This window comes from Selenomonas sp. FC4001, assembly GCF_000701565.1.
GTDB lineage: Bacteria > Bacillota > Negativicutes > Selenomonadales > Selenomonadaceae > Selenomonas_A > Selenomonas_A ruminantium_B.
Window position 1 is genome coordinate 22,541 of sequence record NZ_JNJF01000012.1, and the last position, 19,520, is coordinate 42,060.

Annotated in this window: 18 protein-coding genes; all 18 read left to right on the forward strand. The window is 50.7% G+C overall.

The features are described from left to right. The first annotated feature begins 1 nt into the window (after position 1). The 18 genes from T320_RS05940 to T320_RS06025 all read left to right on the forward strand — a co-directional run bounded on the left by T320_RS05940 (position 2) and on the right by T320_RS06025 (position 18,341). Positions 2-403, forward strand: coding sequence for a thioesterase family protein (locus T320_RS05940; RefSeq protein ID WP_037353948.1), 402 nt, complete (start codon positions 2-4; stop codon positions 401-403). A 90-nt stretch (positions 404-493) separates the two neighbouring features. Then, positions 494-1,186 carry a response regulator transcription factor gene (locus T320_RS05945; RefSeq protein WP_037353951.1) on the forward strand — a complete coding sequence of 231 codons (693 nt, stop codon included), beginning with the start codon at positions 494-496 and terminating at the stop codon, positions 1,184-1,186. A gap of 25 nt (positions 1,187-1,211) precedes the next feature. Beyond that, the gene (locus T320_RS05950; RefSeq protein ID WP_037354115.1) at positions 1,212-2,621 is read left to right on the forward strand and encodes a sensor histidine kinase; all 1,410 of its coding nucleotides are present in this window, start codon (positions 1,212-1,214) and stop codon (positions 2,619-2,621) included. Between the two features lie 82 nt (positions 2,622-2,703). After that, a complete protein-coding gene (locus tag T320_RS05955; protein ID WP_197019384.1) occupies positions 2,704-4,701 on the forward strand; it encodes a clostripain-related cysteine peptidase in 1,998 nt (665 codons plus the stop codon). Positions 4,702-4,792: 91 nt separating this feature from the next. Beyond that, positions 4,793-5,140 (forward strand): histidine triad nucleotide-binding protein, encoded by a 348-nt coding sequence (locus T320_RS05960; RefSeq protein ID WP_026759210.1) that lies wholly within the window; start codon positions 4,793-4,795, stop codon positions 5,138-5,140. Positions 5,141-5,248: 108 nt separating this feature from the next. Next, positions 5,249-5,428, forward strand: a complete 180-nt coding sequence (gene rpsU, locus T320_RS05965) for a 30S ribosomal protein S21 (RefSeq protein WP_014425320.1) — start codon at positions 5,249-5,251, stop codon at positions 5,426-5,428. 80 nt (positions 5,429-5,508) lie between these two features. Beyond that, entirely contained in the window at positions 5,509-5,955 is a 447-nt protein-coding gene (locus T320_RS05970; RefSeq protein ID WP_026759209.1) for a GatB/YqeY domain-containing protein, read from the forward strand. Between the two features lie 196 nt (positions 5,956-6,151). Beyond that, on the forward strand, positions 6,152-6,784 hold the full coding sequence (locus tag T320_RS05975; RefSeq protein ID WP_026759208.1) for an NfeD family protein: 633 nt from the start codon (positions 6,152-6,154) through the stop codon (positions 6,782-6,784). Positions 6,785-6,799: 15 nt separating this feature from the next. Further along, positions 6,800-7,801, forward strand: a complete 1,002-nt coding sequence (floA, locus tag T320_RS05980; protein ID WP_026759207.1) for a flotillin-like protein FloA — start codon at positions 6,800-6,802, stop codon at positions 7,799-7,801. A gap of 12 nt (positions 7,802-7,813) precedes the next feature. After that, positions 7,814-8,236 carry a hypothetical protein gene (locus tag T320_RS05985; protein ID WP_037353956.1) on the forward strand — a complete coding sequence of 141 codons (423 nt, stop codon included), beginning with the start codon at positions 7,814-7,816 and terminating at the stop codon, positions 8,234-8,236. A 786-nt stretch (positions 8,237-9,022) separates the two neighbouring features. Beyond that, positions 9,023-10,204 (forward strand): N-acetylmuramoyl-L-alanine amidase, encoded by a 1,182-nt coding sequence (locus T320_RS05990; RefSeq protein ID WP_037353958.1) that lies wholly within the window; start codon positions 9,023-9,025, stop codon positions 10,202-10,204. A gap of 51 nt (positions 10,205-10,255) precedes the next feature. Further along, on the forward strand, positions 10,256-11,455 hold the full coding sequence (locus T320_RS05995) for a YecA family protein (RefSeq protein ID WP_037353960.1): 1,200 nt from the start codon (positions 10,256-10,258) through the stop codon (positions 11,453-11,455). Further along, positions 11,455-12,798, forward strand: coding sequence for an MATE family efflux transporter (locus tag T320_RS06000; protein ID WP_037353962.1), 1,344 nt, complete (start codon positions 11,455-11,457; stop codon positions 12,796-12,798). Before T320_RS05995 ends, T320_RS06000 begins: the two co-directional genes overlap by 1 nt. Positions 12,799-13,348: 550 nt before the next feature. Then, positions 13,349-15,259 (forward strand): ABC-F family ATP-binding cassette domain-containing protein, encoded by a 1,911-nt coding sequence (locus tag T320_RS06005; protein WP_037353965.1) that lies wholly within the window; start codon positions 13,349-13,351, stop codon positions 15,257-15,259. A 204-nt stretch (positions 15,260-15,463) separates the two neighbouring features. Then, a complete protein-coding gene (locus T320_RS06010) occupies positions 15,464-16,102 on the forward strand; it encodes an amino acid ABC transporter permease (protein ID WP_026761442.1) in 639 nt (212 codons plus the stop codon). Beyond that, positions 16,089-16,865 (forward strand): amino acid ABC transporter ATP-binding protein, encoded by a 777-nt coding sequence (locus T320_RS06015; protein WP_037353969.1) that lies wholly within the window; start codon positions 16,089-16,091, stop codon positions 16,863-16,865. The genes T320_RS06010 and T320_RS06015 overlap by 14 nt, the downstream gene beginning before the upstream one ends. Before the next feature lie 106 nt (positions 16,866-16,971). Continuing rightward, complete coding sequence (locus tag T320_RS06020; RefSeq protein ID WP_231465855.1) at positions 16,972-17,931, forward strand: polyprenyl synthetase family protein; 960 nt, start codon at positions 16,972-16,974, stop codon at positions 17,929-17,931. Positions 17,932-17,957: 26 nt separating this feature from the next. Beyond that, complete coding sequence (locus T320_RS06025; RefSeq protein ID WP_037353975.1) at positions 17,958-18,341, forward strand: Sec-independent protein translocase subunit TatA/TatB; 384 nt, start codon at positions 17,958-17,960, stop codon at positions 18,339-18,341. The last annotated feature ends 1,179 nt before the right edge of the window (positions 18,342-19,520 follow it).

The following is a 19,520-nucleotide window of genomic DNA, read 5'->3' on the forward strand; positions in this document are numbered from 1 at the left end:
GATGGAATTAACGGCTGTGCAAGTGGGACTTAAAAATACGGTTTCTGAGGAAGTTACAGAGGAAAAAACCGCCCGGGCCATGGGCAGCGGCAGCCTGCCGGTTTATGCGACGCCGGCCATGACCTGCCTGATGGAAAAGGCGGCTACGGAGGCAGTGGAAGCTCTGGTGCCGGAGGGCTGGACTACCGTGGGCATCAGCCTTCATGTGGCGCATACCGCAGCGACGCCTGTGGGCCTAACCGTGCGGGCGGAAGCTGAGGTTACGGCAGTGGAAGGGCGCAAGATTATCTTCACCGTGCGGGCCTATGATGACCAGGGCGAAATTGGCGTAGGCAGCCATGAGCGTTTTGCGGTAGCCAAGGAGAAGTTTTTGGCCAAGGCCACAGCGAAAGTACAACATTAAATTTCCATTATAATTACAAGGCAAGGCTTTTCAAACCTTGCCCTTCGTTATATTATATATGTATGTTTAACTTACAGGAGGGGACTTTGTATGGCGAATCCGAAAATTTTTATCGTAGAAGATGAACACCGTATTGCCCGTTTTTTACAGATTGAACTCGAACATGAAGGCTATGACACGGCTCTTGAGGATAACGGCCGTCATGCCCTGGATAGAATTCTGAAGGGCGGCTTCGACCTGGTGCTGCTGGATGTGATGCTGCCGGAAATGGACGGCATGGAGATTTGCCGCAAGGTGCGGGAGAGCTCCGATGTGCCCATCATCATGCTGACGGCCCGGGATGATGTGTCCGATATGGTGTCGGGATTGGATTTGGGTGCCGATGACTACATCACCAAGCCCTTCGACATGCAGGAACTGCTGGCCCGCATCCGCCGTGCCCTGCGCAGCCATTACAAAGAGACCCCCAGCGAAGGGGACGAGAACGAGCGTCTGGCCATCAAGGACCTCATCATGATTCCCAGCCGCTATGAAGTGCGGGTGAAGGGTGAGTTTGTCCAGCTCACCAAAAAGGAATATGCTCTGTTGGAATTTTTGCTGCGCAACAAGCGCAATGTCCTGTCCCGTGAACAGATTCTGCAGGCGGTATGGGGCTATGATTACAATGGGGACACCAATGTGGTGGATGTTTATATCCGTTACCTCCGCTCGAAAATCGATGAACGCTATCAGGAAAAATACATCTATACGGTGCGGGGCATAGGCTATGCTGTCAGGGATTAAGGCCTGGCTGCGGCATCCAAAACTGATGTTTGCGCGTCTGCGCTATGCCCAAATCTCCACCAAGATTACCTGCTTTTATGCGGCGGTACTGCTGCTGGTGCTGATTCTCACCAGTACCCTGACGGGGTTGGGCGTATTCTTCTCCTTCTACCATCAGGCGGAAGTGGAATTGGAAATCAGCATGAATCATGTGCTGGATGTCATGGAGCAGGGCCGTTCGCTGGATATGGATTTTGGCCGCGATGATTTGGTTCTGCCCGGCGTGGTACTGCGCATAACCGACAGCCGGGGAAAAATCGTCTACGAAAACGACAGCCATTACCCGCCGCTGCGGCGCATCGAGGAAAATACGGAAAAAAATCCGCCCTTTTGGGCCAACAAGAATATGCAGGTGGTGCAGCTGCGCAATGCCACGCTTTACCATGCGCGCATGGATGTGGAATACCGCGGACAGGTTTATAATATGCACTTCTTCCGCACCATCACCGCGGAGAAGCATTTTTTGGAAACCCTGCAAAAAATCCTGTTCCTGATGACGATTTTAGGCTTCTTTCTGGCGCTCTTGGCAGGGTTCTTTGTGAGCCGCCGCATTTTGCAGCCCATTCGCGAGATGACGGCTACGGCTCGGAAAATCGAAGTGGAAAATATGGACAAGCGCATTGTGGTGCCGCCTGTCCGGGATGAACTTTCCGAATTGGCGCAGACCTTCAACCATATGCTGGATAGGTTGGAGGGGGGCTTTGAGCAGCAGAAGCGCTTCGTGTCGGATGCCTCCCATGAGCTGCGCACCCCAGTGACGGTTATCCTAGGCTATTCGGATTTGCTGTCCCGCTGGGGGCGTGCGGATGAAGCGGTGCTGGACGAGGGCATTTCGTCCATCCGCTCCGAGGCCGAGAACATGCAGCAGCTGATTGAAAAGCTCCTGTTCTTGGCCCGGGCTGACCAGAACCGTCAGGTATTGCATAAGGAAAATATCGAACTCAGTGAACTGTTGGAAGACATCATGCGGAAGATGCAGCTCGTGACCAAGAACCACAGCGTGGAGCTGTTGCAAAATGATGACGGTATGATGTATGGCGATTTGGTGACCGTGCGGCAGATGTTCCGCATCTTTCTGGATAACAGCACGAAGTATACGCCCCAGGGCGGCCGTATCACGGTGAAGTCCGAACGGGTGGAAAATGAGGACGGGCTGTTCATGCAGGTGGCGCTGGCCGATAACGGCATTGGCATTGACAAGAAAGACCAGCAGAAGGTCTTTGAACGGTTCTATCGGGTGGATACTTCCCGTACCAAGGCCCAGGGCGTCAGCGGAACCGGGCTGGGACTTTCCATAGCCAGTTGGATTGCCCAGCAGCATGACATTGAAATCCGGCTCGAAAGTGAGCTCGGCAAGGGAACGACCATCTACTTACAAATACCGTTGGTATCTTAAATATGAAAAGACCTCGAAACCCGCTGCAAAGGGCTTCGGGGTCTTTGTTTGTATAAAGCTGCTCTGCATTCGCAGGCAGAAAATGAGTGGCAGAGGGATGGTACAGGAGGAAATTGCCGATGGCTGGCGAAGAAGTCATTACGGTAAAAGCTTGAACCGCTGGGTGATGCTGGCTGGGGATAGCGTGTGTCAGAACAGGAAAAATGAAGAAGGGGATGAGAGGATGAGCAAGAAGACCTTGTGCCGCCTGCTGCTTTTTATTGTACTGGTGGGCGGGCTGGTTGCAGGCTGTTCCGGGATAAAGTTCACACAGGGCAACTGGGTCGTTTCCATCTATATGTGTGGCTCGGATTTGGAGTCAGAGAGTGGTTTTGCCTCAGCTGACCTGAAGGCCTTGCAAAGCATACCACTTCCGGAAAATGTGAAGTTCGTCATTCAGACCGGTGGCGCAAAAAAATGGCAGACCGCAGGCATACCGGAAAATGAATTGGCCCGTTATGTTTATGACAGCAGTGGTTTTCATGAGATAGAACGACTGCAGGATGCCAGCATGGGGGATGAAGGAACACTGGAGGCTTTTCTGCGCTTCAGCAAGGAGCGTTACCCTGCGGACCATCGGATGCTCGTCTTTTGGGACCATGGCGGTGGCAGCTTAGGCGGCTGCTGCTTTGATGAAAAATATGAAACGACACTCAGCCTGAATGATTTGCGGCAGGCGCTGCAGAGTGTGGAAGAAAATAATCCGAAGAAGCCGGCTTTTGAACTCGTGCTGTTTGACACCTGCCTGATGGCGAGCATCGAAACAGCGAACACTCTGTACGGCTTTGCGCGTTACATGGCGGCTTCGGAAGAACTCATGCCGGGAACGGGCACAGATTATGTCGGCTGGGTAGGAGCCTTAGCAAATGATCCGGGCATGGACGGGAAAAAGCTGGGGACGGTCATCTGTGAAACCTACCTGCCGCATTGTGAGCGCCATGAAACGGATGATATGGCAACCTTATCCCTGATTGATTTGGGGCAAATGCCTGCCTTGAATGACGCTTACGAAAAAATGGGGCAGGAAGCATTGAAGCTGTCTCAGGGAAATCCGCGTCATTTTTTCACCACGTATGACCGGGTGGCTGGCGGCGTGGAAAATTATGGGCCGAATGACAGCGAAGACTATACCAATATGGTGGATTTGGGCTCTTTGGCGGACGGCATGGCCGAGCTCAGCACAGCGCCTGCTTTCGTGGAGGCGCTGGATAAGGCTGTGGTATGCAAGACGGCGGGTCCCTATCGTAAGTATGGTATGGGCTTGTCTGGCTATTACAGCCTCTATGGCGGTTTGGATTCGTGGCAGATTTACTCGTCTCTGACAGGAGTCAGCAAGGCGTTCGCCAAGCTCTATCACGATATGCTTTCCGGCAGCGGCGATGGTACACCTTGGTTTTATTTTGATGTCGAGAAGATAAAACATGCGCAGATCGTTCTTAATGAGAACAATATGGCCACTATCGCTCTTTCGCCGGAAGATGCCAATGCCATCAGTCAGGCCGATTTTCTGCTCTGTTCCTATGATGCGCAGGGAAGAGAGATTTATCTGGGCAGTGATGATAAAATGAAGGCCGATTGGGAACGCGGCGTATTCCAGGAGAATTTTGACGGGAAGTGGCCAGCCTTGAACGGTCATGTCCTGTCGTTCTATCTTAGTGAACAGCAGCAGGATTATAATCTTTACTATTCTTACATTCTGCTTAACGGGCAGAAGTGTTATCTAACCGCTGGCTATGATTTCACGAAGGGCGAATATGAGATACTCAGCATTCACCGCGTTTTGAAAAATGGTTGGATGGACAGGCAAAATCTGAACTTGAAAGCTGGCGACCAAATCATACCGCTGTTCTTCAATGACGAGGGAGAGGAAGTGAAAGGCACGTCGTTCCAGTTGGCAGGTGAGCCTGTTTTGCGAGACGAGCCACTCGCAAATGGGACCTATGCGTTTGCATTTCGTTTCACGACTGCGCGGAATGAGTCCGTTGTTTCGGAGACGATTCATTTCGTAATTCAAAACGGGGGAATGACGGTGACAAAATAAACAGTGAGAAAATATTTTTTGCATCCTTGCAGGTGTTTTCCAATTTATGACGAATAATATATAATATGCGATTGTGAAGGAGGTGTTAATGATGGCAGATTGTATTTTTTGCAAGATTGCGGGCAAGGAGATTCCGTCTACGGTAGTCTATGAAGACGAGACCGTGCTGGCATTCAAGGATTTGGAACCGCAGGCCCCTGTGCATGTGCTCGTGATTCCGAAAAAGCACGTGGAAAGCGTGGCAGCATTAAAGGCTGAAGATAAGGAACTGGCAGCACATATTCTGGTCGATGTGATTCCGCAGATTGCACGCGAGCTAGGTGTAGCGGAATCCGGTTTCCGTGTAGTTGCCAATACGGGCGATGAAGGCGGTCAGACCGTAAAACATCTGCATTTCCATCTCTTAGGCGGTCGCTCCCTGCAATGGCCCCCAGGCTAACGATTTGTGTGGATTTGTGTTGACAGGCTCGCTACCTTTATTGTATAATATCGTGGTGTAGTTTTAGAAACACAAACTCCCATGTTAAGTGGAGGGGGGGAAAAATAGATGGCAAACGAAATTAAAGTTGGTAAAAACGAATCAATCGATAGTGCTCTCCGCCGCTTCAAGCGTATGTCCCAGAAAGCTGGTACTCTGGCTGAAGTGAGAAAACGTGAACATTACGAGAAACCGAGCGTTCGCCGCAAGAAGAAATCTGAAGCAGCTCGTAAACGCAAGTTCAGATAATTTGCGCGGGACACCTGCAAGTCGTAAGATTTTCAGGTGTCTTTTTGTTATATGGATTTATATTACAGGAGGATTAGAAAATGTCGTTAAAGGAACAGCTTACTGCTGATATGAAAGAAGCCATGAAGAATAAGGAAAAGGAACGTCTGGCCGTTATCCGTATGGTGCGCGGTGCTATCCGCCAGCAGGAAATTGACGGACAGAAAGAACTCGGTGAGGAAGATGTAATCGCGGTTATCAGCAAGGAAGTAAAGATGCGCCGTGATTCCATCGAAGAATTCCAGAAGGGCGGCCGTGAGGATTTGGTGGAAAAGACGCAGGCGGAAATCGATGTGCTCCTGCCTTACCTGCCGGCTCAGCTTTCCGAAGACGAAGTGCGTGAGCTCGTGAAGGCTGCGGTGGAACAGACCGGAGCTGCTACGCCGAAGGATATGGGCAAAGTTATGGGCGTGCTGATGCCGAAGGTTAAGGGGCGCGCTGATGGGAAGATGGTTAATACAATCGTGAAGAGCTTCCTGCAGGGATAACATCATAGTGCTAAGGCGCCCGTGGAGGCTGGCAATATTTTTCCTTCGCCATAGACAGGCTTGTCAAAAGCTGCGGAAAAACATCACCAGTCTCCACGGGCTTAGTACGATGCAGTAGCTTAGTACGATGCAGTAGCTTCACCTAGGCAGGACTTTTTACAGGCTATGTGGAAATATTTTGCAAGGGGGTGAGTATATGGATATGGTGGTAGGTATGCCGGTGGTGCAGATGCTTTTGCTGGCGATTATGTTTCTGGCCATTATGGTGGAGATTAAGACCGGTGGCTTGGGAGCAGGTATCTTGCTGGGGCTGGTAGCCGCTGGTGTCTTTTGGGGCAGTCAGTATGTGAAAGGGCTGGTGTCCCTGTATCAGATTGCCATATTTATGGGCGGTATTCTCTGTATTATCGTGGAAATGCTGCTGCCTACGGTGGGGCTTTTGGCTGGCCTGGGTGTTGCTGCTATGCTCTACAGTGTGGTGCTGGCACTGGGCGGAGATATTCATGCGCTCTATGCCATGCTGATTTCCTTTGTGGCAGCGATTGTGATTTTTGCACTTATCGTTAAACGTCTGCCTTCGAGTAAACTTTGGAATAAGGTGGTGCTGAAGGATGAATCGCGTTCGGAACGCGGCTTTGTCAGTGCGGCACCGCGGGAGTCACTGCTGGGAGCAGTGGGCGAAGTGCTCACGGAGCTGCGTCCTTCTGGCAGTGTGCGGCTGAATGGCAAGCCTGTGGATGTGGTTTCCGAAGGTGCTTTCGTGCCGAAAGGTGTGCAGGTTCAAGTTGTGGCCGTCGAAGGAAACCGGGTAGTTGTGCGACAGATTTAAGGAGGTTTTGCATTTATGAGTGGTTTGATTGGAACAGGTTTTTTGTTAGTCCTGATTATTGCATTTATCATGGTGTTCCTGCACTTTGTCCCCATTGGACTCTGGATTTCTGCTTTGGCAGCCAATGTGCGGGTCGGCATTATGACTCTGGTTGGTATGCGCATGCGCCGCGTACCGCCCAACAAGATTATCCTGCCGCTGATTAAGGCTAATAAAGCTGGTCTTGATGTGGCCGTTAATCAGCTCGAAGCTCATTACCTGGCGGGCGGTAACGTGGATAAGGTCGTGGACGCCCTTATCGCGGCTCACCGTGCGCAGATTCCCCTGCCCTTTGAACGCTCTGCCGCCATCGATTTGGCCGGCCGTGATGTGCTCGAAGCCGTGCAGATGAGCGTTAATCCGAAGGTTATCGAAACGCCGGTGGTTTCCGCTGTAGCGAAAAACGGTATCGAACTCAAAATCAAGGCGCGTGTTACCGTGCGCGCTAATATTGACCGTCTGGTCGGTGGTGCTGGTGAACCGACGATTATCGCTCGCGTTGGCGAAGGTATCGTCACAACTGTAGGTTCTTCCGAAAGCCATAATGACGTGCTGGCTAACCCGGATGATATTTCCAAGACAGTGTTGGGCAAGGGGCTTGACGCCGGTACGGCCTTTGAAATCCTCTCCATTGATATTGCTGACGTGGATGTAGGCCGCAACATCGGTGCAGAACTGCAGACCGACCAGGCTGAAGCCGACAAGCGCATTGCACAGGCCAAAGCCGAAGAACGCCGTGCTATGGCTGTGGCCAAAGAGCAGGAAATGAAGGCCTACACGCAGGAAATGGAAGCCAAGGTTGTCGAAGCACAGGCCGAAGTGCCGCATGCTATGGCACAGGCTTTGCGGGAAGGCAAGCTCGGGGTTATGGACTACTACAACCTCAACAATGTGCAAGCCGACACGGATATGCGCAATGCTATCAGCACGAGCAGTGCGGGCAGCAAATTGCAGGCGCCGTCGGCACCGGTAAAATAAGGAGGGGTACTTATGGACTCCTTTTGGGTCATAGTCCTCTTTATTCTCTTTGCCATCTTTTCTGACCGCAAGGGCAAGAAAAAGCCGGTGCCCAAACGCCGGATACCGGATTTCCCCCAGCGCCCCCTGCCGGATATTCCGCAGCCTAAACAGGAGCGCATAAAAATCGAAATTCCGGAACTTCGAGGCGCTCCGCCCCTGCCTGACATCCAGACAACGGCAGAAGTGGAAACACAGGATGCGATTCGTGCACAGCAGGAACGCTATCAGGAAATGCTGCGCCGCAAGAAAAAGCAGCGGGAACAGGCAGAGAAACGTGCAGAATCCCAGCGAGTTGAACAGGCACAGGCTCCGCAGAATACGGTGACGTTAAGTAATTTGCAGCAGGCAGTTATCTGGTCAGAAATTCTCGGCAAGCCAAAAGCAAAACGCTAGTTTGTCAGTGCGAACTTTAATTTATTTGTTACAGCTCAGTGGGGGCGGAGGTGGTAATACTTTTCGCCGTTGCACTAAATGACCCACTAACAATAGTTTGGTCTTTTCTAGATACCTGCGCCGGGCAAGACCGGCGGCGCGTATGTTCAGCTCAATTTTTAGGAACTACTGTTTGCGGGCCAGTCCTCACTGCGTTCGGACAGTCGTTCCACGGCGAAAAGCATCACCACCTCCGCCCTAAGCGATGTCCGTATAAGCTGGCATCTTCACGGTGACAAGGAACAAGTACATCGATGTTCTTGTTGCGGGAGTAACGAGTTTTCGCCGCTTGCCTAATCCGTAGCTTGGGGCGAACGGGGAGTGATTTTTCTGTAGGGAGCGACTGCCTGAACGAAGTGAAGGCCGGCCCCGGCAGAAAGCTGCCAAGCAAATAAGCTGAAAGCAGCGCCGCCGGCCTGCCCGGCGCAGGTAACTGGACAGCTTGTCTTTCCGAGGGGGTCGTTTAGCGGAAAACAGAAAAATCACTCCCCGTTCACCCCATGACCACGTATAAACGGGATACCTTCAGCACGAATGAACTCACAAACTGCAATTTACTAAAAGTCCGTTGACACTTTTTTGTCAGCGGGCTTTTTACGTTAAGGGAAATTTCCCCATTCTCGTTGTCTCAAAGCAGTGCGTGAAGATGTTCTATCTTAAATCTCCATTAAAATCCTCCCCAGCCCTTGCATTTTCACGCAATAAAGTTGATAATAGAGTATATGTGTCCTGTAATGGAGGGATTCTATGAAACGTATTTTCTTCTATATACATTTACTGCTGTTGACAACTTTATGTCTGCTCCTGCCCATCTCCGCGGCTTCGGCTGCTGATGAGGCATTCAGTGAGCGTATCAGCGGCATGGCCGAAATCACTGGCATCCGTGACAGTTTTAACGGGGATAAGACCCGTATTGTCATCGATGCCACCAAGCCCGTAAAATACAAAAAAATGGTGCTGTCCGGCCCTGACCGTGTGGTGGTGGATATAGAAAATGCCTGGCTGTCGCCGAAGGTGGACAAACACATCCATATTGACAACCGCTTTGTAGGGGGCGTAAAAATCGCCCAATTTGACCCCAAAACTGTTCGCGTGGTGGTAGAGACCAAAGTGGGCAAAAACAACTACAATGTCTTTGCCTTGAGCAGCGGCAAAACACCCGGCCGCATTGTTATGGACTTTGGCAACCTGACCGATTCGGATGACGCACAAATTGACATGTCAAAAACAGGCTCGCATCCGTCTCAGCCGAAAACAGAACCAGTGAAACCAAGTACCCCGCCTGAACCTGCAGAAAAACAGGAACCTGCTGGTGGGGAAGACATGGATGGCGAATTGGCAGGCATTACCGGTCTGAAAGGCCGCATCATCGTCATTGACCCCGGTCATGGCGGCAGCGACTCCGGTGCTATCGGCCCCACGGGCGTCATGGAAAAGAGCGTGACTCTGCGAGTGTCCAACGAAGTCAAACGCCTGTTGGTGAAAGAGGGCGCTACGGTTTATATGACCCGTAATGCCGATATCGAAGTTTCCAAGAAGCGGGCCAAGGCTACGGACATTGAAGAACTGCAGGCCCGCTGTGATGTGGCCAATGCCAAGAAAGCGGATATCTTTGTTTCCATTCATATGGATTCCTTTACCAACAATGCGGCGAAAGGTACCACAGGCTATTATTATTCCCTGGGGGACAAGCGCTCCCGCAAGCTGGCGGATAAGATTCGGGCTGGCATCGTTGACCAGCTGGGCACCCAGAGCCGGGGCACCCAGAGCAGCAACTTCTATGTGGTGAAGCATACCGATATGCCGGCTACGCTGGTGGAAGTTGCCTTTATCTCCAACGAGAGCGAAGAGAAAATGCTCGACAGCGAAGAAGGTATTCGCAAAGCTGCTCAGGGCATTGCCGATGGCATTGCCGATTACTTTGGCTGAGAAAAAATTACCCTGTAAGACGTAAGGATAGAAAGGATTTTAGAAAGACCAATGGAAGACCAGAAAAAAGAATTGACCCAGGCAGAAACTCTTGCCCAGATGATGGAAGCGGATATGGAGGAGCGCAAGAAGGCCCTCTATCGTCACAAGATGCCGGAAAAGAACACGCTGAAGGACATGCTGAACGCCATGACCAAGGCGGAACTCGACGATATCCGCTACAACCTCAACATCAGCGGCGCCAGCTCCCTCAAGAAGGCAGACCTGGCAGAGAAGCTGGCTCCGGAAATTTTGAAGTTTGCCCGCATCTGGCTGCCCTCTATTCTTTTGGAAGAATACGAATGCTTCCAGCATTTCATTCTCGAAAAGGGCAAGAGTGCCAAGCTGCGGGATGATGATGTGCGTCTGGATTACCTGCGGGGGCTGGGTCTCTTGTCCTGCGGTAAGGATGGGGATAAACTTATCTGGTATATGCCGAAGGAAATCCGGGCTGAATTCAAGAAGCTGGATTCTCCGAACTTTGAGGCGCTTGCGACCATGAACACGGAGATTACCCGCTTGACGGCCGGTTATCTGTTCTACTATGGTTATATGGATTATGAAACCCTCTATACCAAAGTGGCCGGGCAGCTGGAAGCCGACCAGCGGGAAAACCTGTCCTTCAAGGACTTTGTGGGCGTAATGCTCAATGCTTCTTGTTGGACGAATACCATTGTGGCATTGCCGCAGGGCGTGAAGTATTATACGCTGATTGATGAGAACGCTCTGGAAGACGAACAGCGCAAGCACAGCAATCTGGACTATGCAGAATTTGGCTACAAACAGCTTTTTGAAGCAGGTGCCAATAACCATATTGATGCGACCAACGAGTACAAGGATTTGGCGCAGTTCTTTATGAAGGAGCATGGCTGTGACGTGCTCAAGGCTGCGGATATTGTGGGTGAAATCTTTATCCTGCTGCAGAATGGCGGTTCCATGCAGGAAGCAGCTGAATATCTGGAACAGTTGGGCATGATGGAGGACGAGGCCAAGATGAAGGCTGTAGTACCTCTGCTCATTGCCTACAATAACGAAACCCATCTTTGGCCGCTTAAAGGCCACACCCCCAGCGAACTTTTCGCCAAGAGCGGTGTGGGGCAGGTGATTCCCTTTGCGGAAGTACACCGTCAAAAGGCGGGCCGCAATGACCCTTGTCCCTGTGGCAGCGGCAAGAAGTATAAGAACTGTTGCCTGTCTAAGGATGAAAACTGATGAAACAGACCTTTGGTTACAAGGCAAAAGCACGACAATTCTTTGTGGTGCTTTTGCCAATCTTTATAACCCAGTTGTCTTTAATGGCAACAGGGTTTTTTAATACGGTAATGGCCGGACATATCAGCCAGCAGGATTTGGCGGGCGTGGCCGTGGGGGTTAATCTCTTTATGCCCTTTTTCGGCAGTTTTTTAGGGATAATCTCGGGGCTGACGCCGACCATTTCGCAACTCTACGGGGCGGGAAAACAGGAAAAAATCGGCTTTATCGTCAAGCAGGGCTTTTATTGGGCTTTTGCATTAGGTGTGGGCTTTGTGTCCTTGGGCTGGCTGGCGGTTCCCTATATTCTGCCGCTCCTGAATCTGGAGCCCAAGGTGGAATACATCACGAGCCATTATCTGATGTTCCTGTCGCTAGGCATCATTCCCATCTTTATTTCCTCGGTGCTGCGCAACTTTATTGATGCCCATGGCTATACGCGGCTTACGATGTGCGTGACCATGTGTACGGTGCCGACCAATATCACGCTGAACTATATCTTTATGTATGGCCTCTTTGGATTGCCGGCGTTTGGCGGTATCGGCGCGGGGATTGGTTCAGCGGTAACGTTGACGTTAAACCTTGTCTTGAATATTATTGTGGTCAGTCGCATGCACCCCTTCAAGGACTATCATGTGTTCCGTCACTTGCCGGGGATTCATCTGGCCGAATGGAAAAAACAGTTGGGCGTTGGTATTCCCATTGGCGCGACGATGTTCTGCGAGCAGAGTATCTTCGGTGCGGTGGGGCTGTTTATGACGGCTTACGGTACGGCGATTGTGGCAGCACATCAAGCGGCCATGAACTTTACGACCATTGTCTATATGGTGCCACTGGCGGTGAGCATGACACTGACTATTTTGGTGGGCTATGAAGTCGGGGCAAAGCGCTTGGCGGATGCCCGGCAGTACATCAAGCTCAGCCGTTATCTGACCTTTTTCAGCGTGGGAACATTGGCGCTGCTCTTAACCCAGTTCCGCGATGAAATCGCCGCGCTCTATACCAGCAGTACAGAAGTGCAGCCGATACTAGCAGGGTTTTTGATTTACGCGGTCTTTATGCAGTTTGCCGACAGTATCAATGCGCCGCTTCAGGGAGCACTCAGAGGTTTTAAGGATGTTCATGTGACCTTTATGCTGGCGGTGCTCTCGTTTTGGATTATTGGTTTGCCCATGGGCTGGGGACTGGCAAAGTATACCGATATGGGGCCGTATGGGTACTGGATTGGGTTGATTGCGGGCATTGTTATCGGTGCGGTATGTCTGGAAGTAAGACTGCGGCAGGTGCAGAAAAAATACCTTTGATTTGATTACCACGATTGGATTCGAAGTGCAAGACGCGACAGGCGTGGACTGGCTGACATGCGCTGAGACGCGGAACTAAACATATTTTTTATCTTTATTTTAATGGGCTGGAAAAGTCAAAACTCGCTGTACTCAGACAGTTGACTTTTCCAGCCCATTTTTGGATTGATAAAAAATATGTTCTTTACGTTCCGCGCCAAACGCGCCTGTCAGCCAGTCCCCGCCTGTCGCTTGCTTCGCATTGCTTTTCAGCCCAACGCCTGCTATAATTACATTCAGGTGCTGTTTAGCGGTTTCGCCCTCTGGAAAGGGGGCGGCGCCTATGGCTGAAACAATCGTAGTTTTACTATTGATTTGGATGATAGTTGTAGAAGTGAAAAATAACCGCTCCTAGCTTGCCGGCATGAGCGGTTATCGTTTGAAGTAAAATATTAACCTGCGAGGGCTGACCGCTGGGCGGCACCCTTAACTTGCTTACATTATAGCACTTGCCTTGCGTGTCGGCAAGTGCTATTTCATTTCGGACTTTTGAAGTAAGGATGTTTCAACGATGATAATAACTATAGAAAATTTTACGAAAAGTTATGGCGAGAAGAATTTGTTTTCTGGCGTGAATTTCAGTATGGATGCCGGGGATAAGGTCGGGATTGTCGGTGTGAACGGCACGGGCAAGAGTACATTTTTGAAGGCGGTGGCAGGACTCATTCCTGTGGATGCCGGGGAAATTACCACCATGCGCGGTCTGCGGATTGAGTATTTGGCGCAGGATAAGGTCTTTGAACCGGAAAATACGGTGCTCATGGAAGTGTTCCGCGGCATGTCGCCTTTGATGCAGGCTTTGCGGGGCTATGAACTGGCCATGGCGGCGGTGGAAAAAAATCCGCAGGACAAGGAAGTCCAGCAGGAAATCATGCGCCATACGGCGGTGATTGATGAACATGACGGCTGGCAGCTTGAAGGTGCGGCCAAGACTGTATTGACGAAGTTAGGTATCCGCGATTATATGGCCAAGGCAGGTACGCTCTCCGGCGGTGAACAGAAGCGGCTGGCTTTGGCAACGGCACTCATTCAGCCCTGCGATTTACTGATTTTGGACGAGCCGACCAACCATTTGGACAGCGAAACCATCGGTTGGTTAGAAGAATATCTGCGCGCCTTTAAGGGAGCCATCCTCATGGTGACGCATGACCGCTATTTCCTCGATAATACGTCCACGAAGATTTTGGAACTCGACAAGGGCAATGCCTACACTTATACGGGGAACTATTCGGAGTATCTGGAACAGAAGGCGGCGCGTCTGGAACGGGAGCAGTCCACGGAAGCCAAGCGGCAGAATTTCCTGCGCAATGAGTTAAAATGGTTGCGCCGTGGGGCACAGGCTCGCTCAACAAAGCAAAAGGCGCGCATTCAGCGCTATGAGGAAGTAAAATCCCAAAGTGTAAATATCGATAACAGCACGGTGGAAATCGGTTTGGCCGGCAGCCGTTTAGGGCGCACGGTTATTGAACTCGAGCATGTGCATTATGAAGTGGACGGGCGCGCGATTATCAAAGATTTTACCTATACGGTATTGCGCAACGACCGTGTTGGTATTCTGGGCTCTAATGGAACAGGTAAGACTACCTTACTGAATATCATTGCTGGACAGCTGGCTCCAACTTCTGGCACAGTGACCATTGGTCAGACGGTCAAAATCGGTTATTTTGCCCAGCGGGCGGTGGATATGGACGAGCGCCTGCGGGCCATCGAGTATGTGAAGGAAGCCGCGCATTTTATCACGCTGGCAGATGGCACGAGGATTTCGGCATCACAGCTCATGGAGCGGTTTTTATTCCCCGGTGATTTGCAGTGGACGCCGATTGGACGCCTGTCCGGCGGCGAGAAGCGGCGGCTTTATCTGCTCCGGGTATTGATGGAAGAACCAAATGTCTTGTTGCTCGACGAACCGACCAACGATTTGGATATTGAAACCATGGCGGTGCTCGAGAGTTTTATCGATGATTTCAATGGCGCTATCATCTTTGTATCCCATGACCGTTTCTTTGTGGACAGGCTGGCAAACAAAGTCTTTGCCTATGAAGCTGACGGCAATCTGCGCATGTATGCGGGCGGCTATTCCTATTACAAGGAAAGGCTGGCTGAGGAAAGCGCGCAGGCTGAAGCCATAGCAGAACCTGCCGTGAAGAAGCCGAAGGAAAAGCAGGCGGCCGAGGAAAAGACGGCGCCGCCTGCCAAGCGCAAGTTCACGTTCAAGGAGCAGAAGGAGTACGCGGAAATCGAAGGCATTATCGCCAGCAAGGAAGGGGAACTGAAGGTCGTGCAGCTGCAAATGGCGGAGAACGCCACGGACTTTGGCCGCTTGAATGAACTGGCCAAAGAAGAAGCACGCCTCACTGCGGAAGTGGAACAGCTCATGGAGCGCTGGGAATATCTCGAAGAAATTGCATTGGAACAGGAATAATGCAGAAAATGACTTGTCAATTTTTTGACAGGTCATTGTACTACGAAATTTTTGCGAGTCAAGCCGATAGGCGCAGAATCGCTTAGATTTCGTGTAAGGGCGTAGTGCAAAACATTGTTTTGCACGGAGTTTTCTTTACAGGGTGACAGTTATTGTGTATAATCTAATGTATTAACACTTTACGACACTAAAGGAGTAAGATATATGGAACAGCTCGTTCACACCTTCCTGCTGATGCTGGAAGGTACGGAAATCACGTTGGAAATATTTTTTGTCACCCTGATTTTATCCCTGCCTATTGGTATGCTGGCGGCATTGGGGCGCTTGTCCAGTCTGAAGATTATCAGCCGGATTGTCGAGTTTTATATCTGGATTATGCGCGGCACGCCGCTTATGCTGCAGCTGCTTTTTGTTTACTTTGCCCTGCCGATGATTGGTATCCGCCTGCCGGATATCGCGGCGGCCTTGCTCGCTTTTACGCTTAATTATGCCGCTTATTTTGCGGAGATTTTCCGTGCGGGTATTCAGGCCGTGCCCAAGGGGCAGTATGAAGCGGCTAAGACGCTCGGCATGAGCTATCCGCAGACCATGCGCCGCATCATTTTGCCGCAGGTTATCCGCATTGTGCTGCCGCCGGTCAGCAATGAAACCATCAATCTGGTCAAGGATACCTCGCTCGTTTATATCCTGGCCATGAATGATTTGCTGCGGGTGGCTCGTACCATCGTACAGCGGGAATTTGACATGACGCCGTTCCTGTTTGCGGCTATCTTTTATTTAGCGATGACTTTTGTCCTGACTTGGGGCTTTAAGAAATTGGAGGCATATTATGGCAAATACTAATACAGGCGAAGTCATGCTGAAGATGACAGATATTTACAAGGCTTATGATGAAGTGGAAGTCTTAAAGGGCATTGATATTGAAGTGCGCCGTGGCGAAGTGCTGGCCATTATCGGCCCGTCCGGTTCCGGCAAGAGCACCCTTTTGCGCTGCATCAATAAACTGGAAACCATTGATAAAGGCAGTATTGCCATCAAGGATAAATTTTTGGTGCAGACCAAAGACGGTGAAGCCGTTTATGCCAGCGGCAAAGAAGAACGCGAAATCCTGGCCTCCACGGGTATGGTGTTTCAGCAGTTCAATCTTTTCCCGCATATGACGGTATTGGAAAACTTACTGGAAGCGCCCATGCAGGTAAAGGGCTTGAAGCGCAGCGAAGTGGAACCCTATGCGCGGGAACTGTTGGAAAAGGTGGGACTGTCTGACAGAGCCGATTACTATCCCTCGCAGCTTTCTGGCGGTCAGCAGCAGCGTGTGGCGATTGCCAGAGCTTTGTGCATGAAGCCGGACATTATGCTCTTTGACGAGCCGACATCGGCCCTTGACCCGGAACTTACGGGAGAAGTGTTGAAAACCATGCGCGAACTGGCAGCCGAGCATATGACCATGGTCGTGGTGACCCATGAAATGGCCTTTGCCCGGGAGGCGGCCAGCCACGTTATCTTTATGGCGGATGGCAATATTGTCGAAGAGGGAGAACCTGCGGCTTTCTTTGGCGAGCCCAAGGAAGAACGTACCAAGGCATTCCTGCAGAATATGCTCTGAGGGACAAAGATAAACAATGACAAACGCGCAGAAATGTAGTACAATTATAAAATGCGTGAAACGCCATAAAGACTATGTTTTGTAGGTGATAAATGTGTCAAACCCCATGTTTGATGTTATACAGAGTGATTTGGATGTGCTGAATGAGGGACTGATCGGGGCAGTTTCCTCTCCAGTGGCGCTGGTTAACGAAGTGGGCACCCATCTCGTTACCGCCGGGGGCAAACGGATTCGCCCCGCTCTTTGCCTGTTGGCAGCCAGAGGCAGCAAAGAGTTTTCCTTGGAAAGAATTCTGCCCTTGGCTGAAGCATTGGAACTTATCCATACGGCTTCTTTGGTGCATGATGATGTGATTGACGAGGCGGATACCCGCCGGGGTGAACCCACGGCTAATGCCAAATGGGACAATCAGATTGCGATTTTGGGCGGGGACTATATCTTTGCCCGGGCATTCTCCCTGATTGCCGAAGGCGGTTATGGGGATTATGTCGCCAAGCGTCTCGCAGAGCTGGTGTGCAATCTCAGCGTGGGAGAAATCATTCAGGACCATACGGTGTATCAGGCCGTCAAGGACTTGGATAATTACTACGAGCGTATTCAAAAAAAGACGGCGGATTTTCTGGAAATCTGCTGTGAATTGGGCGGTCTGGTGGGCGGCCTGCCGGAAGAAGATACGAAAAAACTGGCGGAATACGGTCATTGCATTGGCATGGCGTTTCAGATTACGGATGATGTGCTGGATATTATGCAGACGTCTGAGCAGATTGGCAAGCCTGCGGGTAATGATATCCGTCAGGGCATTGTGACGCTGCCGGTTATCCATGCCCTCAATGAAAGTGCTGATGCAGAAGAACTGGCGGAGATTGTCACCAATCCCGAAATGACCGGGGAAATGGTGGAGCGTGCCTTGGAGATTGTCCGGATGACGGATGGCGTGGAAGTGGCCAAAGCAAAGGCTGACGAATATTTGGAACGGGCCCGTCAGGTCATTCCGGCGGATTTGCCTGCGGAAATTAAAGATGCTTTTGTACAGGTGGCAGATTTTATCGGCGACCGTGATTTTTAAGCGGAAATGATGAGAGGAGATTCACCATGTTTGGAATCGGTGTACCAGAACTTATCCTGATATTGATTGTGGGCCTCGTGGTCTTCGGCCCGGGAAAACTGCCGGAAATCGCCCGCTCACTGGGAAAAGGAATGCGCGAGTTTAAGAAAGCGACCAGTGCATTCTCACAGGCTATCAATGCACCGTTGGAGACTCCGGTACAGCAACAGGCCACGCAACAACAGCAACAAACACAGCAGCCGGTACAACAGCAGGCTGCCGTTCAGCCTGCCGAAAATACCGCTTCACAGGTGGCTACGACCCCGGATATAACGCCGGAGTCGGCACCTGCACCAAAACCTGCTTATGAAGCGCCGACGCAGGAATCCGTGCGCCAGCAGATTGCGGAGCAGGCGAAAAAGGACGCATAAATTGGTTTACATTTAAGTATAAATAAGCCCGCGGGACTGGTAATAATCACCAGTCCCGCGGGCTTATTGCATAGATTAAATTGCAGTTTGCTAGTACGTGCTGAAATTTTTTGTTACAGCTCAGTTTGGGCGGAGGTGGTAATACTTTTCGCCGTTGCACTAAATGACCCACAAGGAAATTTATTGGACTTTTAGTAACCTGCGCCGGGCAGGCCGGCGGCGCGTATGTTCAGCTCAATTTTTAGGAACTCTTGTTTGTGGGCCAGTCCTCACTACGTTCGGACAGTCGTTCCACGGCGAAAAGCATCACCACCTCCGCCCTAAGTGATGTCCGTATAAAACGTAATTTTTGTGGAAACAAGCAGCAAGCACATCGATGTTCTTGTAACGGGAGCAACGAATTCGTGGCAATAGCCTAAGCCGCAACTTGGGGCGAACGGGGGAGTGATTTTTCTGTAGGGAGCGATTGCCTGAACGCAGTGAAGGCCGGCCCCTGGAGGAACTTGCTAAGTAAATACGCTGAAAGCAGCGCCGTTGGCTTGCCCGGCGCAGGCACCTGGACGGCTATTTGAGGCGAGGGGGTCGTTTAGCGGAAAACAGAAAAATTACTCCCCCGTTCACCCCTGACTACGCATGAACAGAATATCATTAGCACGAACTAACCAATAAACTGCAATTTGCTAACGCTTTTTCATATTTTTTTCAAAAAAGGTGTTGACAGGAGCTTCTGACTCGTGTAATATAATACAAGTCGCTGACAGACACGGCAACGAAACAGTTCAGCAAGCCTTGATTGGCAGGCCGCTGTGAGGAACCGAAAAGCTTCGAAAAAACTTCAAAAAAGTTCTTGACAAGCTAAGCTGAATGCGATAAGATAAATGAGTCGCTTGAAGCGAGAGCCGATAACGACAAAACAGATTGTTCTTTGAAAACTAAACAATGCAAATAATCATGCAACATGATTAAAGCCAGATGTTTGAGAAGTGAAAACTTCTTATTAAAACATCGATTGGTATGAACAACATAGCAATCGGCAATTTCTTTAATAGATAATTGAGAGCTTGATTAAGTTCTTCATAAATTTTATGGAGAGTTTGATCCTGGCTCAGGACGAACGCTGGCGGCGTGCTTAACACATGCAAGTCGAACGAGACGATTTTAAGCTTGCTTAGAAAAGTC

What these genes read in the sequence shown, in the direction of transcription:
- T320_RS05945 (WP_037353951.1), top strand. Translation starts at nt 494, where the DNA reads ATGGCGAATCCGAAAATTTTTATCGTAGAAGATGAACACCGTATTGCC.
- T320_RS05985 (WP_037353956.1), top strand. Translation starts at nt 7,814, where the DNA reads ATGGACTCCTTTTGGGTCATAGTCCTCTTTATTCTCTTTGCCATCTTT.
- rpsU (WP_014425320.1), top strand. Translation starts at nt 5,249, where the DNA reads ATGGCAAACGAAATTAAAGTTGGTAAAAACGAATCAATCGATAGTGCT.
- T320_RS06005 (WP_037353965.1), top strand. Translation starts at nt 13,349, where the DNA reads ATGATAATAACTATAGAAAATTTTACGAAAAGTTATGGCGAGAAGAAT.
- T320_RS06025 (WP_037353975.1), top strand. Translation starts at nt 17,958, where the DNA reads ATGTTTGGAATCGGTGTACCAGAACTTATCCTGATATTGATTGTGGGC.
- T320_RS05990 (WP_037353958.1), top strand. Translation starts at nt 9,023, where the DNA reads ATGAAACGTATTTTCTTCTATATACATTTACTGCTGTTGACAACTTTA.
- T320_RS06010 (WP_026761442.1), top strand. Translation starts at nt 15,464, where the DNA reads ATGGAACAGCTCGTTCACACCTTCCTGCTGATGCTGGAAGGTACGGAA.
- T320_RS05995 (WP_037353960.1), top strand. Translation starts at nt 10,256, where the DNA reads ATGGAAGACCAGAAAAAAGAATTGACCCAGGCAGAAACTCTTGCCCAG.
- T320_RS05960 (WP_026759210.1), top strand. Translation starts at nt 4,793, where the DNA reads ATGGCAGATTGTATTTTTTGCAAGATTGCGGGCAAGGAGATTCCGTCT.
- T320_RS06000 (WP_037353962.1), top strand. Translation starts at nt 11,455, where the DNA reads ATGAAACAGACCTTTGGTTACAAGGCAAAAGCACGACAATTCTTTGTG.
- T320_RS06015 (WP_037353969.1), top strand. Translation starts at nt 16,089, where the DNA reads ATGGCAAATACTAATACAGGCGAAGTCATGCTGAAGATGACAGATATT.
- T320_RS05950 (WP_037354115.1), top strand. Translation starts at nt 1,212, where the DNA reads ATGTTTGCGCGTCTGCGCTATGCCCAAATCTCCACCAAGATTACCTGC.
- T320_RS05955 (WP_197019384.1), top strand. Translation starts at nt 2,704, where the DNA reads ATGAGTGGCAGAGGGATGGTACAGGAGGAAATTGCCGATGGCTGGCGA.
- T320_RS06020 (WP_231465855.1), top strand. Translation starts at nt 16,972, where the DNA reads ATGTTTGATGTTATACAGAGTGATTTGGATGTGCTGAATGAGGGACTG.
- T320_RS05970 (WP_026759209.1), top strand. Translation starts at nt 5,509, where the DNA reads ATGTCGTTAAAGGAACAGCTTACTGCTGATATGAAAGAAGCCATGAAG.
- T320_RS05975 (WP_026759208.1), top strand. Translation starts at nt 6,152, where the DNA reads ATGGATATGGTGGTAGGTATGCCGGTGGTGCAGATGCTTTTGCTGGCG.
- T320_RS05940 (WP_037353948.1), top strand. Translation starts at nt 2, where the DNA reads ATGGAATTAACGGCTGTGCAAGTGGGACTTAAAAATACGGTTTCTGAG.
- floA (WP_026759207.1), top strand. Translation starts at nt 6,800, where the DNA reads ATGAGTGGTTTGATTGGAACAGGTTTTTTGTTAGTCCTGATTATTGCA.